General features: G+C 36.5%; 14 protein-coding genes. 13 read left to right on the top strand and 1 reads right to left on the bottom strand.

Going from position 1 to position 16,977, the window contains the following annotated elements; genetic code table 11:
• Positions 1 to 181 precede the first annotated feature (181 nt).
• The 7 genes from KHA87_RS18920 (at position 182) to KHA87_RS18950 (ending at position 6,312) form a co-directional block, all read left to right on the top strand.
• Entirely contained in the window at positions 182 to 1,756 is a 1,575-nt protein-coding gene (locus tag KHA87_RS18920; protein ID WP_213095746.1) for a bifunctional metallophosphatase/5'-nucleotidase, read from the top strand.
• Between the two features lie 165 nt (positions 1,757 to 1,921).
• Positions 1,922 to 3,310, top strand: a complete 1,389-nt coding sequence (locus KHA87_RS18925; RefSeq protein WP_213095747.1) for an L-cystine transporter — start codon at positions 1,922 to 1,924, stop codon at positions 3,308 to 3,310.
• 105 nt (positions 3,311 to 3,415) lie between these two features.
• Entirely contained in the window at positions 3,416 to 3,928 is a 513-nt protein-coding gene (locus KHA87_RS18930) for a GNAT family N-acetyltransferase (protein ID WP_213095748.1), read from the top strand.
• A 10-nt stretch (positions 3,929 to 3,938) separates the two neighbouring features.
• Positions 3,939 to 4,118, top strand: coding sequence for an SE1832 family protein (locus KHA87_RS18935; RefSeq protein WP_213095749.1), 180 nt, complete (start codon positions 3,939 to 3,941; stop codon positions 4,116 to 4,118).
• Between the two features lie 250 nt (positions 4,119 to 4,368).
• Positions 4,369 to 4,743 carry a GntR family transcriptional regulator gene (locus KHA87_RS18940; protein ID WP_213095750.1) on the top strand — a complete coding sequence of 125 codons (375 nt, stop codon included), beginning with the start codon at positions 4,369 to 4,371 and terminating at the stop codon, positions 4,741 to 4,743.
• The gene (locus KHA87_RS18945) at positions 4,736 to 5,632 is read left to right on the top strand and encodes an ABC transporter ATP-binding protein (protein ID WP_213095751.1); all 897 of its coding nucleotides are present in this window, start codon (positions 4,736 to 4,738) and stop codon (positions 5,630 to 5,632) included. Before KHA87_RS18940 ends, KHA87_RS18945 begins: the two co-directional genes overlap by 8 nt.
• The gene (locus KHA87_RS18950; RefSeq protein WP_213095752.1) at positions 5,629 to 6,312 is read left to right on the top strand and encodes a hypothetical protein; all 684 of its coding nucleotides are present in this window, start codon (positions 5,629 to 5,631) and stop codon (positions 6,310 to 6,312) included. Before KHA87_RS18945 ends, KHA87_RS18950 begins: the two co-directional genes overlap by 4 nt.
• A gap of 176 nt (positions 6,313 to 6,488) precedes the next feature.
• On the opposite strand, the gene KHA87_RS18955 is transcribed toward KHA87_RS18950, so the two are convergent.
• On the bottom strand, positions 6,489 to 7,331 hold the full coding sequence (locus KHA87_RS18955; RefSeq protein ID WP_213095753.1) for an alpha/beta hydrolase: 843 nt from the start codon (positions 7,329 to 7,331) through the stop codon (positions 6,489 to 6,491).
• Positions 7,332 to 7,945: 614 nt separating this feature from the next.
• On the opposite strand from KHA87_RS18955, the gene KHA87_RS18960 reads away from it, so the two are divergent.
• The 6 genes from KHA87_RS18960 (at position 7,946) to recQ (ending at position 16,592) form a co-directional block, all read left to right on the top strand.
• Positions 7,946 to 9,037 carry a PRK06851 family protein gene (locus tag KHA87_RS18960; RefSeq protein ID WP_213095754.1) on the top strand — a complete coding sequence of 364 codons (1,092 nt, stop codon included), beginning with the start codon at positions 7,946 to 7,948 and terminating at the stop codon, positions 9,035 to 9,037.
• 128 nt (positions 9,038 to 9,165) lie between these two features.
• Entirely contained in the window at positions 9,166 to 10,326 is a 1,161-nt protein-coding gene (locus KHA87_RS18965) for a MalY/PatB family protein (RefSeq protein WP_213095755.1), read from the top strand.
• Positions 10,327 to 10,600: 274 nt separating this feature from the next.
• Positions 10,601 to 11,791, top strand: coding sequence for a glycine C-acetyltransferase (locus tag KHA87_RS18970; RefSeq protein WP_213095756.1), 1,191 nt, complete (start codon positions 10,601 to 10,603; stop codon positions 11,789 to 11,791).
• Positions 11,792 to 11,877: 86 nt separating this feature from the next.
• Entirely contained in the window at positions 11,878 to 12,825 is a 948-nt protein-coding gene (locus tag KHA87_RS18975) for an L-threonine 3-dehydrogenase (RefSeq protein ID WP_213095757.1), read from the top strand.
• 157 nt (positions 12,826 to 12,982) lie between these two features.
• Positions 12,983 to 14,242, top strand: a complete 1,260-nt coding sequence (locus KHA87_RS18980; protein WP_213095758.1) for an ATP-binding protein — start codon at positions 12,983 to 12,985, stop codon at positions 14,240 to 14,242.
• A gap of 211 nt (positions 14,243 to 14,453) precedes the next feature.
• Positions 14,454 to 16,592 carry a DNA helicase RecQ gene (gene recQ / locus KHA87_RS18985; RefSeq protein WP_213095759.1) on the top strand — a complete coding sequence of 713 codons (2,139 nt, stop codon included), beginning with the start codon at positions 14,454 to 14,456 and terminating at the stop codon, positions 16,590 to 16,592.
• Positions 16,593 to 16,977 lie beyond the last annotated feature (385 nt).

A 16,977-nucleotide genomic window follows, 5' to 3' on the forward strand; every position in this document is an offset into this window, starting at 1 on the left:
TAGTATGAAATGTTGATTAAAATCGTTTTGAGGGATAGTAAAGAAAGTATAAATATCCCTATATTGGAATTATATTTAGTTACTTTTTTATAATAGAGACTTATTAAATATTTAATGGTAGTTTTCAATTGATTTGGTGTAAAATGAATAACAAAATAGTTATTAGAAAGGATTTTTTATAATGGATAAAATGGAACTGGTTATCCTTGAAACGAGCGATGTTCATGGAAATATATTTCCTATTAATTATGGAAATAATCAACCATCTGATGTCGGTTTAGGTAAGGTAGCCACCTTGATAAAGAAAGAACGAGCAAAGAATTCACATGTCATATTAGTTGAAAATGGTGATCTTATACAAGGGACACCTCTTACATATCACTATGCAAGAATTAATTCAGGACGTTCTAATCCAATGATTGTTTTAGCGAATGAATTGAATTATGATGCTGCTGTGTTCGGTAATCATGAATTTAATTATGGAAAGGAAATATTGGCTTCTGCTATTGAAGAATCCAAGTTCCCTTGGCTGTCAGCAAATATCTTAAATAAGGAGACTGGTGAACCATATTACGGTAAGCCTTATATAGTAAAGGAATTTGAAACAGGACTTAAGGTTGGGATATTGGGATTAACTACACCGTATATCCCAAATTGGGAGCAGCCTCAACATATAGAGGGAATGGATTTTGCAGATGCCGTAGAGACAGCGAAAAAGTGGGTACATTTATTAAAAAATGATGAAAAGGTCGATCTTGTCGTAGTTGCCTACCATGGCGGATTTGAATGCGATTTGGAAACCGGTGAGCCTACGGAAACCTTGACGGGTGAAAATCAAGGCTACCAGCTATGCATGGAAGTGGAAGGAATAGATGTTCTTTTAACGGGCCATCAGCATCGTCAAATAGAAGGAAATATGATTAATGGCGTAATAGTTATCCAGCCTGGTAATAATGGAATTGCATTAGGAAAAGTAACTTTGCAAGTAGAGAAGGAAGATAATGGTTGGAGATGTGTGCATAAGACATCGGAATTGCTATCAGTTACAGATGTGGAAGCAGATCAAGGCTTACTAGAGAAAGTAAGTGCATATGAATCAGATACACAGGAATGGTTAGATCAGCCGATCGGTAAGATTGAAGGAGATATGCTCGTAAGGAATCCAATGGAAATTAGAACACAGGATAATGCTTTAATTGAATTTATCAACCGTGTGCAAATGGAAGTTGCTGGAGTGGATATATCTAATACGGCACTATTTGATAATATATCACCTGGATTTCCAGAGAATGTTACGATGAGAGATGTTGTTTCCAATTATATATATCCCAATACCTTAAAGGTAATAAGGATAACAGGCAAAGATATGAAGGATGCTCTCGAGCGATCGGCCTCTTACTTCAAACAGTATGATGGAGGCGAAATTGAGGTGAACCCAGCCTTCTCTACTCCAAAACCACAACATTATAATTATGATATGTGGGAAGGTATTGATTATTTAATTGATATTTCAAAGCCAATCGGCGAACGAATAGTTAAGCTGGAGTACAAAGGGAATCCTGTTGAATTAGAAAAGGAATATGATGTTGTAATGAATAACTACCGTGCTGGCGGTGGCGGAGATTATATAATGTACAAGAACAAACCAGTTATTAAGGATATTCCAACAGATGTGTCGGAATTCATTGCTAACTATATTTTGGAAAATAAAGTAGTCAAGGCAAAGGTAAATCATAATTGGAAAGTGATTTACTAATATCCAAGAAATCAGTCCACCAGGCTGATTTCTTTTTTTATTTCCGGTGTTATATATTAAATGGTTCCTGCATAAGATTAAATCATTAATCCGACTTGACTGATTGGATTAATTGTATTATAGTATGGTCTTGTATTTTGAAATTTTACATAAGGGAGAGACACAATGAATTCATTGCTTATTATTATTAATATTATCGTTTTACTTTTACTCATTGTTGGGCTTGGCTTCATGCAGAAAAAGCATGTGTCCTTTTCCAAACGCGTCTTTACCGCACTTGGATTAGGAATAGTGTTCGGGCTTCTCATTCATTTAATTTATGGAACTACATCATCTGTTACGACAAATACTATAGACTGGTTTAGTATTGTCGGCAGCGGATATGTAAAGCTGTTGCAAATGATTGTAATGCCTTTAGTATTTATTTCAATTGTAGGGGCATTTACGAAATTAAATCTGACTAAAAACATAGGAAAAATTAGTTTCTTAGTTATAGGTATTCTCTTAGGAACAACGGCTGTAGCTGCAGCGATAGGGATTGGATCTGCATTAAGCTTCCACTTAGATGGAGTCCATTTGGTTCAAGGGGATATGGAAAAAGCAAGAAATGCGGAATTAGCTCAGGCTGTCGGATCAGTGAAAGATGCAACGATACCGCAACAAATATTACAGCTTTTCCCAAGTAATCCGTTTCAGGATTTAACAGGCGCAAGACCGACATCAACCATAGCTGTTGTTATTTTTTCAGCAATAATTGGAATCGCATATTTAGGTGTCAAACGTAAAAATGCGGAGCAAGCAGAACTTTTTGCAAAAATTGTAGATACTTTCTATACCATTATTATGAGAGTGGTTTCTCTTGTTCTGCGTTTAACTCCATATGGAATTTTAGCGTTAATTACGAAAGTTACTGCTACTAGTGATTATGGTGCAATTGCAAAACTTGGAAAATTCGTTATTGCTTCTTATGTAGCATTAATTATCATGTTTATTATTCATTTAATCCTGTTATCTTTAGCAAAACTAAGTCCTGTTCAGTATGTTCGAAAGGCATTTCCAACCTTATCCTTTGCCTTTACATCAAGAACAAGCGCAGGTACTTTACCATTAAATATTAAAACGCAAACGAAAGATTTTGGTGTATCAGAAGGGATTGCTAACTTTGCGGCATCCTTTGGATTATCCATCGGCCAAAATGGCTGTGCAGGAATTTATCCGGCTATGCTAGCCGTTATGGTTGCACCAACAGCTGGTGTCGATCCGACTACACCTTCGTTTATCATTACACTTATTTTACTGGTTGCAATCAGCTCATTTGGGGTTGCGGGAGTAGGTGGAGGTGCGACATTCGCAGCGTTGATCGTATTATCTACTTTAAATCTTCCTATTGCCATCGTTGGTTTGCTTATTTCTGTTGAACCTTTAATTGATATGGGACGTACAGCATTAAATGTGAGCGGAAGTATGACAGCGGGAATATTAACAAGTAAAATAACCGGTGAAATTGATACATCTGTTTACCATGAACCAAAACAACAAATTATAGAATCTTGACAGAATAAACAGCTTATCTCTTATGAGATAGGCTGTTTTTTTCTTATGTTTTTGGGGTTAAATGCTATAATTTTACTATATAGTCAGGGGATAAGGGGATAAGAGATGAAAATCAGAATTGGAACAATAGAAGATATAAAAGGGTTGGCAATAGTTCATTACGAGAGCTGGAAAACAACATATAAAGGGATATTTTCCGAAGAAACAATAACAAACCGAACATATGAAAAGGTGTTAAACAACTGGAGACCTCGTCTTCAGAATAAGGCGGATAAGTACGAATGTTTCTTAGCAGAAACGGAAGAAGGGGAAATTGTTGCATTTGCTGAATGCGGTGTGGAACGAACAAATAAGTTCCAAATGGAAGGGGAACTATACACTCTTTATATTTTGGAATCGTTTCAAAGAAAAGGAATTGGTACAATACTTTTTAAAAAAGTAATAGAGCATCTATTAAGTCATAATTTCGCTTCAGTAATGGCATGGGTCATTAAAGATAATCAATCTAGAAATTTTTATGAGCGTCATGGCGGCAAGGTTATTGGAGAGCAATTGATAGGAGATACTGGTATACTAGAAATTGCATATGCGTGGAAAAATTTAAAGGATTTTATTTGAGGTGTAAAAGATGAATCGAAAAGAGATTGAATATAAAATAGAAGATTTAAAAGCAGACTATGTAAGGCTTCAGCATGATTTAGAAAAGCTGGAGTTTGTGAAAGGAAACTTATCTCCATTAGAAAAGCAGCTGGGAGAAATTGAAAAGGAATTAAGCAAGCTGAATAAACAATTAGATGAACTAGAATAGAAAAAATAAGCGGGGATTTACCTCCGCTTATTTTTTTTGAAGTATTAGGATATTAAATAAGTCTTTAAATACTGTTATGTTACAAAGTTTAGTGTAAATGATGAAGCTTAACAGCTAAAAAAACTAGCTGATATAAGAACTTTGCAGGCGAATTAATCATTTTTTCTGAAAATACTTGACGTAAAAGCAAAATGCATATATGGTTAATTACATAACTAACTAACCAAATAACTAACTAGGTGGTGAGGGAATGAAATCTTTAATCGATGATAATCGACCGATTTTTATGCAAATTGCAGAGAAAATTGAGGATGACATCATTAATGGAGGGTTGTTGGAGGAATCCCAAGTACCATCCACTAATCAATTTGCTTCCTTTTACCAGATCAATCCGGCAACTGCAGCAAAAGGTGTGAATTTGTTAGTCGAGCAAGGAATATTGTACAAAAAACGCGGCATTGGGATGTTTGTCGTGAAGGGGGCGCGTGAGAAGCTAATGGCAAAAAGAAAAGATCAGTTTTTTGAGGAGTATGTAAGCAAAATGATCCGAGAGGCAAAAAAGCTAGGGATAACTTCAGAAGAGCTGATGGAAATGATTAAAAGGGGGAAAGGTGATAATGAGTAATGTTGTGGACGCTAATCAACTAACAAAAAAGTACGGAAATATCGTGGCTGTAGACGGTGTAACGTTTACAATCGAGAAGAACAAAATTTATGGACTGTTGGGGAGAAATGGAGCAGGAAAAACGACTATTATGCATATGTTTACTGCACAGTTATTTCAAACTAGGGGAGAAATAAAGGTTTTTGGAGAAAATCCATATGAAAATAAGCATGTGTTAAGTAAAATATGTTTCATTAAAGAAAGCCAAAAGTATCCATCCGGATTTACCATTAAAAATGTGTTGGATGTAGCTGCGTTCCTTTTTCCAAATTGGGATCAGCAGTATGCTGAGTCACTGATAGAGGATTTTCGACTTCCTGCAAAACGAAGAATTAAGGGACTATCAAGAGGGATGTTATCTTCGGTCGGAATCATAATTGGCCTTGCCAGTCGCGCACCACTTACGATATTTGATGAGCCTTATTTAGGGCTTGATGCTGTTTCGAGAAGTTTGTTTTATAATCGCTTAATTGAAGATTACGCAGAACATCCACGTACGATTATTTTGTCAACACACTTAATCGATGAAGTAAACAAAATGTTAGAGCATGTATTAGTAATTGACAATGGAAAGCTGCTTATTAATGAGGATGCCGATGTACTGCGAGGAAATGCTGTTACTGTTACAGGGTTAGCAACAAAGGTGGAAGCTTTTATAGCAGGGAAAAAGGTTATTGATAAAACCCCTTTTGGTGGATTCCATTCAGCTACTGTGTTGGGAAGGCTTGGGGCAGAGGAGATAAAACAAGCAGAGGCACTAGAACTGGAACTTAGTCCAGTTTCGTTGCAACAGCTGATTGTTCATCTAACTGGTGGAAAATCAAAAGATAAGGTGGTGGGATTCTCATGAATAGTATCGTGCCTGTCATGAAAATGCATACAAAGGAAAAATGGGGATGGTTTTATCTCTCATGGATTATATTACTTTTCAGTTTCTCTATAAATCTTATTATAGGAATTGTTACAAGCGGTACGGAGCCAATCTATACGGGTGGTATGGCCTCAATCTTTATTTACATGTTAGCTGCAGGTATTGGAACGTTGCAAATGTTCCAGTTTGCCATTGGGTTGAGTGTGAGGAGAAAAGATTTCTATTTCGGAACTACAGGAATGTTTATTTCTGTAAGTGCTGCAAATTCGATTGTATTACTAATTCTTTCTATTGTAGAAAAAGTATCAGACTCTTGGGGTGTTAGTCTTCATTTTTTTCACTTGCCGTATCTAAACGAGGGTTCCTTGATTGAACAGTTTATTATTTACTTTATTTTAATGATGAATATGTTATTTTTAGGATTTGTCATTGCAAGTATATTTTTACGATTTGGCCGAAACGGATTACTCGTGTTTTTCGGAGCGGTATTTGTAATTATTACCGCTGTATCATTTGTTCTTACCTATTTTGAGAAATGGGGTATTTTCTTCCATTGGATTGCAGGGCATTCTGCTTTCGAATTATCACTATGGATGATACCTGTAGTATTACTATATATGATTGTTTCATATCTGCTTTTCAAAAGAGCAACAGTATAAAAGTTATTATAAATTAAGGCACTTCTCATAAACTTTGTTGCTTATGACAAGAAAACTCAGGTAATACTTGTGAGAAAAGGTACCCGGATAATGATAAAAAACACACGTTATAGAGGACGGAGTATGATGTTTTTTAGACGAAAAGACCGGGCAATATTAATTTTCGCCCGGTTTTCTTAATATCCCCACAAAAACTCTCCAATGTATTGATCTACCATCTTGTGTTCGTGTAATCCACTATGTGTTGCATGTGGATCATAAATAATTTTACTTTCAAAACGCTGCTTTGGTGCAATATCTTTAAGTCCAAGTGCACTATCTAAAGAGACAACACCATCTCCATCCTCCTCATTCTTTGCTACCCCAGCAATCGATAAAACCTTAATGGAAGGACTAAATTCATTTCTGTGCTTTATTAGAGATGTTAAAAACGGCGAATTTGTTTTCAAATCAAAGATAGCTGGACCAGTATTACGTATATTTTGATAATAGGCTTCCTTTTGGATGCCTTTAAATGGACTCCCAATGGTAATAAACTTTTCAATCCTCGGGTACTGTCCATCATTAGATTGTTCGATAAAATTTGTTAAAACAAGTCCACCCATGGAATGTCCCACTGCATTAACTTCCTCTACATGGTATTGTCGTGATAATACTCTCATGACCTTTTTTAGCCAATTGGTTGTATCTTGTATGCTGGCTCGATTATTTTCAAAAATGATTTGGATCAAGGGATTTTTCTGATTCCTTGGTATTGATCCGTACATATGAAGTTCTCCATTTTTATTGACCGTAAAAACCATAGTCTTTTTGCCCCAATGGTACTGATTCTGAAAACGCTCAAGCATAAACTGAAAGGACCTGGGACCGCCTTTAAAGCCATGAACAAAGATGGTTGGAACAGATTTGGGTGCATCTTTTGATTTTGTTTTATCAGGTGTAATGAGCAAAAAGACGAACAGCCCAAAGACAATAAAAATAGCGGATAAAAGGAAAATTTTTTTGTTTCTGTGATTCAATTTTTTACTTCCCCCTATAAACTGACATTAATAGTATAGGCTAATAATCTTTGTACTATCAAGGGCTCTTTTCGTAAATGTTGTAGCTTGTGGATCTTCATAAGGGTCAAATACTTAAGATTCTAGGCAATTTTCGCAATTGTACTTACGAAAAGATGCCGCGAAGCCTTTGTTATACGAGAGGATGAACTTATGCGAAAGCAACAGGTTAAAATCGGCTTTTGGATTTTAAACAAACTATGCGAAAAATAGCGTATTATCAATGGTTCATCGTACCGAATTAGGCAAAGTAACCAATTTGCCGCTAGTGCATAGGCTAATGTGTAGTTATTTTTCTTTAGAATCGACTGTTGCTAATCTTTTATAAATTTGTCCACGTCTAGCTACAAGTGAAATTGGAACTTCTAATTTCACCAGAGCCTATCGGCTAGCGGATTTCTAAGTCTTCTCCCTACGATAAGTCAACATCAGGTGAAATACGAAGAGCTAATTTCAATAGCTCGTGAACTACCTCGCTGCCTTTATCTCAGTCGAAGACTCCAAAATCCGTCGCCGATGGGCAAGGCGCTTACGCATTTGTTCTTAAATCCGACTGTAAGAGGAGTGTAAAAGGCATGACAGATCAGGTGTTAAATTATTATGCAGGCGGAAACACCGGAAGAGGATTTTATAATTTATTTGATTCTAATTTAGAGGGACTGGATCGACTGTATATATTAAAGGGCGGTCCTGGAACGGGAAAATCAAGCTTAATGAAAAGAATTGCGTCTGAATGGGGAAAAAAAGGTTATTCTATAGAGCTAATCCATTGTTCATCTGACAATGATTCGATTGATGGTGTCATTATTCCTCAGCTTAAGGTTGGAGTTGTTGATGGAACAGCTCCACATGTAATTGAACCAATGGCACCAGGTGCTATTGAAGAATACGTTAATTTAGGCAAGGCATGGGATAGCGAGTATCTTAAACAGCATAAAAAGGAAATAATAGAAATTCAATCGAAAATCAGTGCCGCTTTCGAAGCTGCATATCAATCATTTTCAGAAGGATTAAGAGAACATGATATATTAGAAGAAATTTATATAAAAGAAATGGATTTTGAAAAAGCAAATCAGGTAACGGTGGAAATGGTAAATAAAATCTTTGCTGATAAAAGGACCAACAAACAGGCTATTGTCCGCCACCGCTTTCTAGGAGCAGCCACACCAAAAGGAGCAGTCGATTTTGTAGGGAATCTTACCGAAGATCTTAATAAGCGATACTTCATTAAAGGCCGTGCTGGAACGGGAAAATCCACTTTATTAAAGAAAATCGCCTCTGTTTCCGAAGAAAGAGGCTTTAATACAGAAATATATCATTGCGGTTTTGATCCTCAAAGCTTAGATATGGTAATCATAAGGGAATTAGGAATTGCAATTTTTGATAGTACAGATCCTCATGAGTATTTTCCTGACCGTGAAGGGGATGAAATTGTTGATTTATATCTAGCAGCGGTAACCCCGGGTACAGATGAGAAGTATGCTATCGAAATAAAGGATGTCCACAAACGATATAAAGATAAAATGAAAGAAGGTACTTCCCATTTAGCACAAGCGAAAGCATTTCACGATAAACTTGAAAAATATTATATTGAGGCAATGGACTTTTCGATTGTTGAAGAAATATATGAAAAAATTGATGCAGGAATTCAAAGGCTGGAAAAATAATCAGAAGAAGAGTGATTTTTTCACTCTTCTTCTAATTTATGATACATATCCATTTATAAGAGGTTTCAAAACTCACACAACTGTATTAAAGTAGATGTAGTGAACAAATAGAACAGGGGGACCTAAGTGTGAATTGGAATGATTGCATCGAGAGAACAAATACACATTCAGTAAAATGGTCGATGGCCGATGATGAAGTCATCCCGATGTGTATTGCAGACATGGATTTTCAGGTGGCTCCGGAAATTATCGAGGCTATGGAAAAGAAGGCAAAGCACGGCATTTACGGATACACTACTTTTTGTGACAACTATTATGCATCTATCATTGGATGGTGGAAAAAGCGTTTCAAGCTGAAAATTGAGAGAGAATGGATTTGTTTTAGCCCGGGCATTATTCCAGGTATTAATTTATTAATTCAATTAATAACAAAACCAGGGGATAAAGTAATTGTTCAAGAACCTGTATACTATCCTTTCTATAGCACCATTGAAAATCATCAGTGTAAAATAGTGACAAATTCTCTTCTTTATATGAATGGCCACTATGAAATAGATTTTGATGATTTGGAAGAAAAAGCTCGTGATCCAAAAGCAAAAGCACTGATTTTGTGCAGTCCCCACAATCCAGTTGGACGAGTATGGTCAGAGGAAGAGTTGAAGAGGATTGCTGAAATATGCTTAAAACACGATGTCTGGATTATTTCAGATGAAATGCACGGAGATCTAGTCTACAAAGGAAATCGTCACTTGCCGTTATTTAGCATCCACCCAGACATACCAAATAAAAGCATCCTTTGTGCAGCGCCAAGCAAAACCTTTAATATCGCCGGACTACAAACATCTATCATTATGATTCCTAATGATGAATTAAGGGAACGATATCAGAAAAAACTTTTCCAATACGGAATGATGAGACCTAATGTTTTTGGCGTAGAAGCCACAGTTGCTGCTTATACATCCAGTGAATATTGGCTGGAAGACTTATTAAGATATTTAGAAGGAAATCTACAATTTGTTCTGGATTATTTCCAAACCAATATTCCAGAAATATCATTAATTCATCCTGAAGCGACTCACCTCATTTGGATGGATTGTTCTAAATTAGGTTTTGAAGGGGAGCAATTGTTCCAATACTTTTTACAGAATGCCAAAGTCAAATTCGATGAGGGCTATAAATTTGGAAAAAGCGGCGAGGCATTTTTGCGCATGAACATAGCTTGTCCGCGTGATCGTTTGAAGGCAGCGGTGGAACGGATTGATGATGCAGTGCAGGGGTTGAAAAAGTAGAATTAAAATGGCGGAATAAAATTTAAAATTCAATAATCGTAATAAAATTATTCTTTCGTATAGAGAGGATAATTTTTTGCTTTAAATAGATATCGATGCAAATGTAGGAAATAATAGTACAGATACAGAATGACAAAATATTGTCCTTCACATATAAACAAAAATAATCTTTTATGATAAAATCCATATATAAAGCATTAAGTTACAACTTGTTGTCCATCCACAGAGGACAATTGTGTATAAAGCGCTTACATTTTTTATTAGGAGGGTAAATATGTCCAGCAAAACATTAGATCAATTTTTAACAGAAAATCTAAAGGATTTACGGGGAAAGGGTCTTTATAATGAGATTGACATTGTTGAAGGCGCAAACGGCCCGATTATAAAAGTAAAAGGCAAAGAGCTGATTAATCTCTCCTCCAATAATTATTTAGGATTAGCAACAGATGAACGTTTAAAGGAAGTAGCAACGAATGCTATTGAAAAATATGGAGTAGGAGCAGGAGCTGTTCGAACTATTAATGGTACCCTTGATCTTCATATTAAATTAGAGGAAACCTTAGCAAAATTTAAAGGAACAGAAGCTGCAATTGCTTATCAATCGGGCTTCAATTGTAATATGGCGGCTATTTCCGCTGTTATGGATAAAAATGATGCCATTCTTTCCGATGAATTGAATCATGCTTCCATAATTGATGGCTGCCGTCTCTCAAAAGCAAAAATTATTCGTTTTAATCACTCGGATATGGATGATTTGCGTAAGAAAGCGAAAGAGGCAAAGGAATCTGGCATGTACAATAAAATCATGGTGATTACCGATGGTGTATTCTCTATGGATGGAGATATTGCTAACTTGCCGGGAATCATTGAAATTGCCGAGGAATTCGATTTAATTACGTATGTAGATGATGCGCACGGTTCTGGAGTAACAGGAAAAGGAGCGGGAACGGTCAAACATTTCGGACTTGCAGACAAAGTTGACTTCCAAATTGGAACCCTCTCAAAAGCGATCGGTGTAGTAGGGGGATATGTAGCAGGGAAAAAGGACCTCATTGATTGGTTGAAGGTTCGTTCTCGTCCGTTTTTATTCTCTACAGCATTAACACCTGCAGACGTAGTAGCAGCTACTAAAGCGGTGGAGATATTAATGAGCAGTACAGAGCTTAATGACCGTCTTTGGGAAAATGGGAATTACTTGAAGAAAGGTTTAAAAGACCTGGGCTTTGACATTGGTGATAGCGAAACACCTATCACACCATGTATTATCGGGGAAGAAAAAACGACACAGGCCTTCAGTAAAAGACTATATGAAGAAGGTGTCTATGCAAAATCCATTGTTTTTCCAACTGTTCCACAAGGGACTGGCCGTGTAAGAAATATGCCTACAGCAGCACATACGAAAGAAATGCTGGATAAGGCAATTTCCATTTACGAAAAAGTAGGAAAAGAAATGGGCCTAATTTAACAGCCTAAAATTCAGGGAAAAACAGCCTATAAAAATATACATTTGAAAAACAACTAGATAAGCAATCGATACAGGGGGATTCCATAGTGAAAAAGATTCTTGTGACCGGTTCATTAGGTCAAATTGGTACAGAATTAATAACGAAAATGCGTGGTATTTACGGATCAGATAATATAATTGCTACAGATATTCGTGATAATGGCAGCGATGTCGTAAAGAGTGGCCCATTCGAGATTTTGGATGTTACGGATGCAGGGAAAATGCATGAGATTGCGAAAAAATATAAAGTGGATACGATTATCCATCTTGCCGCATTATTATCGGCTACTGCAGAAAAAAATCCATTATTAGCTTGGAACTTAAATATGGGCGGTCTTGTAAATGCTCTAGAAACGGCAAAAGAATTAAATTGCCAGTTTTTCACTCCAAGCTCTATAGGTGCCTTCGGTCCATCTACTCCAAAGGACAATACACCGCAGGATACTATTCAACGCCCAACTACCATGTATGGAGTTAATAAAGTATCCGGTGAATTACTATGTGACTACTATTTCTATAAATTCGGTGTAGATACAAGAGGAGTTCGTTTCCCAGGCTTGATTTCTTACGTAGCACAGCCTGGCGGCGGGACGACGGACTATGCGGTTGAAATTTATTATGAAGCAATCAAAAGTGGCCGTTATACATCATACATTGGAGAAGGAACAAAAATGGATATGATGTATATGCCAGATGCGTTGAACGCAATCATTGATTTAATGGAAGCAGATTCTTCTAAATTAAAACATCGTAATGCTTTTAATATTACTGCGATGAGCTTTGCTCCAGAGGAAATAGCAGCTGAAATTAAAAAGCATATCCCGCAATTTGAAATGAGTTATGAGGTAGATCCAACAAGACAAGCAATTGCAGACAGCTGGCCAAATTCTATTGACCCAACTGCGGCGAAGGATGAATGGGGCTTTAAAGCTGAGTACGATTTAAGTAAAATGACCGTCGATATGCTCGATAAATTAAAATTGAAGCTAAAATAAAGACTCTTTAATTTATCAAGAACAGCCTAAAATAAAACCGTAAAATGACGTTCCAACATGGGACGTCATTTTAAAATAGAATAAAACGTATTTTCTGTTCCTATCGGTATGATAAAATATATGGAAAGGGTATTTTAAAGAAGGATAGGAAAATAGAATGAGAAATCACCGTATATCAAAAATATTTTGGGGAGTTTTTTTCTTTATCTTATTATTAGACATAGGTTTGCTTTTATATAACGCTTTTCAGCAAAAAACAGGCTGGTATATAGGCAATACCATTTTTTTATTATGTCTTCTCAGTGGAATGATAATTTATTTAATAAATCGCTTCTTTTTCCTTTATAAAAATTATCTTGCACTAGAAGAGGAAGAAGAAAAGTGGTCTCTCTTAATGCAATCAACTCCCGATTTTATGTGTTTTAAAGATGGAAAGTCTAGATGGAAAAAGGTTAATCAGTTTGGCCGCAAGCTATTTCAGCTGGACAATATCGATTACTATGGAAAAACGGATCTTGAGCTGGCGGAATTAGTTCCGTTTTTTAAGGAAGGGCTTAATACCTGCTATTTATCGGATGAAGTGGTTTGGAAAAACGGAAAAATCACAAGAGCGGAAGAATCTTTTGTTGTGCCATCTGGTGAACTGAAAAGCTTTGACGTTATTAAAATTCCGCTTTTTCATGAAAATGGCACACGAAAAGGTCTTCTTACCATCGGTAGGGATATTACTCAACAGAAGGTAGCCGAGTCTATTCTTATAAAGAGAGAGAAGCTTTCAGTCGTCGGAGAACTTGCTGCAGGGATTGCTCATGAAATTCGTAATCCATTAACAAGCATTAAAGGGTTAATGCAATTAATGCATGAGGCTGGAAATGTTTCTGATCAATATGCAAAGGTTATGATTTCAGAAATTGACCGTATTAATCAAATTGCTGGCGGCTTGCTAGCACTTTCAAAACCCCAAAGCAAGGAAATTAATATGGTTCTTTTAAATGAAATTCTTCAATACGTTATCAATATTTTGCAGCCAGAAGCGTTATTAAAGGATGTACAATTCAATCTGAATGCTGATTCCCAGTGCAAAATAGAAGCAGATCGCAACGGGCTAATTCAAGTATTTATAAATATAATAAAAAACGCAATGGATGCCATGCCAACCGGGGGAATTATCACTGTTCAGTGCAAAAAGGTAATGGACAAGGTTCATGTAATAGTTTCGGACCAAGGCAGGGGAATTCCGCCTGAAAGATTAAAAAAGATTGCTGAACCTTTTTTTACGTTGAAGGAAAAAGGCATGGGACTTGGACTTACGATCAGTCAAAAAATCATTCAGGATCATAAGGGTTCCTTTGAGTTTTATAGTCAAGAGGGTCGCGGAACAGATGTAATTATTAAACTACCTTGCGGGGCTTCATAATAAGGGTGGCATAGTCACTCTTATTTTTTTGAGGCGTTTTCGTAAATGGTTGTAAAAGAGGCATTATGAAAGATGTAAATTTCTTAATGTGACCTAGTAATTAGCAAAGATATTGTATATAATTTGATTGAATCATCGTAATTTTCCATCAATTCCCCCTCCCGCTTTTCCTCACTTTTTCCCTAATTAAAAAATTCCTTCGAAAGGAGACATGATTTTGTTATCAAACGCTAAAGAAATTCTTCGAGCCTACTTTGGTTATGATGAATTTAGAAAAGGTCAGGAAGCAATCATTGACCAGATTATGCATGGTAAGGATACCGTCGCGATAATGCCTACCGGTGGCGGGAAATCTATTTGTTATCAAATTCCTGCATTAATGCTTCCGGGTATCACAATTGTTATTTCTCCGCTTATTTCCTTAATGAAAGACCAAGTCGATGCCCTAATAAATACAGGAATCTCCGCAACCTTCATTAATAGCTCCATTACCGCTAATGAATTGGATGAACGCCTAAAAGGGATAGAAGCTGGACAATACAAATTAATATATATTGCTCCAGAAAGACTTGAAGCCCCGTCCTTTTTAGACTTGCTGTATAAGGTGAACGTTTCTTTATTGGCTATAGATGAAGCCCATTGTATTTCACAGTGGGGACATGATTTTCGCCCAAGCTATTTACTAATAAAAAAGCTTATTCAACACATCCAACCGAAGCCAATTATTTTGGCTTTAACTGCAACAGCAACTCCAGGTGTAAAGGATGATATTTGTGATTTATTAAATATTCCCACAAGGGATGTTATTCTTACGGGGTTTGGTAGAGATAACTTAAGTTTTCAAGTGGTAAAAGGCCAGGACCGAGATCTTTTTGTAAAAGAATATGTTCATAAAAATATGGATCAATCCGGAATTGTGTATGCCGCGACACGTAAAGAAGTAGAACGCATCTATCAGCAATTAAAAAGTCTCGGAATTCTGGTTGGAAAATATCATGCAGGAATGTCGGAACATGAAAGGAATCGGAACCAAGAGGAATTTTTGTATGATGATATAACCGTAATGGTTGCAACCAGCGCATTTGGCATGGGTATCAATAAATCGAATGTACGGTATGTAATTCACTATCATATTCCGAAAAATATGGAGTCGTATTATCAGGAAGCAGGACGCGCTGGAAGAGATGGGCTGGAAAGTGAATGTATTCTTTTGTTTGCCCCTCAAGATGTCCATATCCAAAAATTTTTCATCGATCAGTCTGATATGAACATGGAGCGCAAGGAATACGAATATTCCAAGCTGAGGAAGATGATTTCCTATTGTCATACTGAAACCTGTTTTCTACAATATATTTTACGATATTTTGGCGAGAAAGACCCTGAAAATTGCGGGAAGTGCGGCAATTGCACAGATGACCGTCAGCAAGTAGATGTAACAAAGGAAGCACAAATGGTTCTCTCTTGTATTAAGCGAATGAATGAAAGGTTTGGGAAAACATTCATTACGAAGGTGTTAACAGGTTCAAATGACAGGAAAATTAATAGCTTCGGATTCCACCAGATATCTACTTACGGAATTATGAAAGGAAAAACTCAAAGAGAGGTAAATGATTTCATTGATTATTTGACCGCTGAAGGCTATTTACGTCCAACAGACGGTGCCTACCCAGTGTTGATTGTGACAAATAAAGGTATTAACGTTTTAATGGGAGAGGAGAAAGTATTTAGGAAGGAAAAGGTTCAAGTCAAGCAGCTAGTGGAGGATAATGAATTATTTGAGGAATTGAGACGATTAAGAAGAGAAATTGCGGCAGTGGAAAAAATCCCACCTTACATTATTTTTTCGGATCAGACATTACAAGAAATGAGTGTAAGAATGCCTACCACAAGCAGTGAATTCCTCCAGTTAAAAGGAGTTGGAGAAAGAAAGCTCGAACAATATGGAAGTACGTTTCTTGCCGTAATCCTTTCGTATCGGGAACAGCATGGTACAGAAGAGAAACTTCTTCTGAATGTGGAAACAGAAAAGAGTGAAGAGGAAAACAAACAGAGTACAAAGGAGAAGAGCCAACATATCACATATAAGATGCTGCAGGAAGGGCTGAGCCTCGAAGAGATTGCGGACAAGCGTGACATGTCATTGAGAACCATTGAAACCCATCTTATTAAGTGTTCAGAAGAAGGTTTTTCTATAGACTGGGATCAATTTATTCCTTCAGAATTTGTTCCGCTTATTGCAGCTGCAGTTGAAGAGGCGGATACAGACCGATTAACTCTCATTAAGGAGCTTTTGCCTGATGAAATCAGCTTTTTTATGATTCAAGCTTTTTTGCAAAGGCTCATTTCCTAAACTTAGTTACTTTTGGACCATAATAACAGGCATTTACCAGCTTCTAGGCAATTTTTGCATATTTATTTTATGAATAGATGCCACGTAGTTGTATTGGTTGATGAACTTATACGAAAATCAACAGGTTAAAATTGGCTTTTGGATTTTAAACAATCTATACGAAAATACCCTTGCAAAACAACAAATAAATAAGATCAATGAAATGGGTGAACAGCATATTTTATAAGCTGTTTCACCCATTTTCGTTATTAGTTATTCTTGATATCTCTAGAGCGCTTATTTCCCTAAAATCGTTTATATAACTAGTTTGAATGGACAAGTAATATTTATTCCTTCGTATTTCATGTGGTGTTATTTTCCTCCTGTGTATAAAGAACTACAAAAA

The sequence above is a fragment of the Bacillus sp. FJAT-49736 genome, assembly GCF_018343615.1.
In the GTDB taxonomy this organism is placed as follows: Bacteria; Bacillota; Bacilli; order Bacillales; family Bacillaceae_C; genus Margalitia.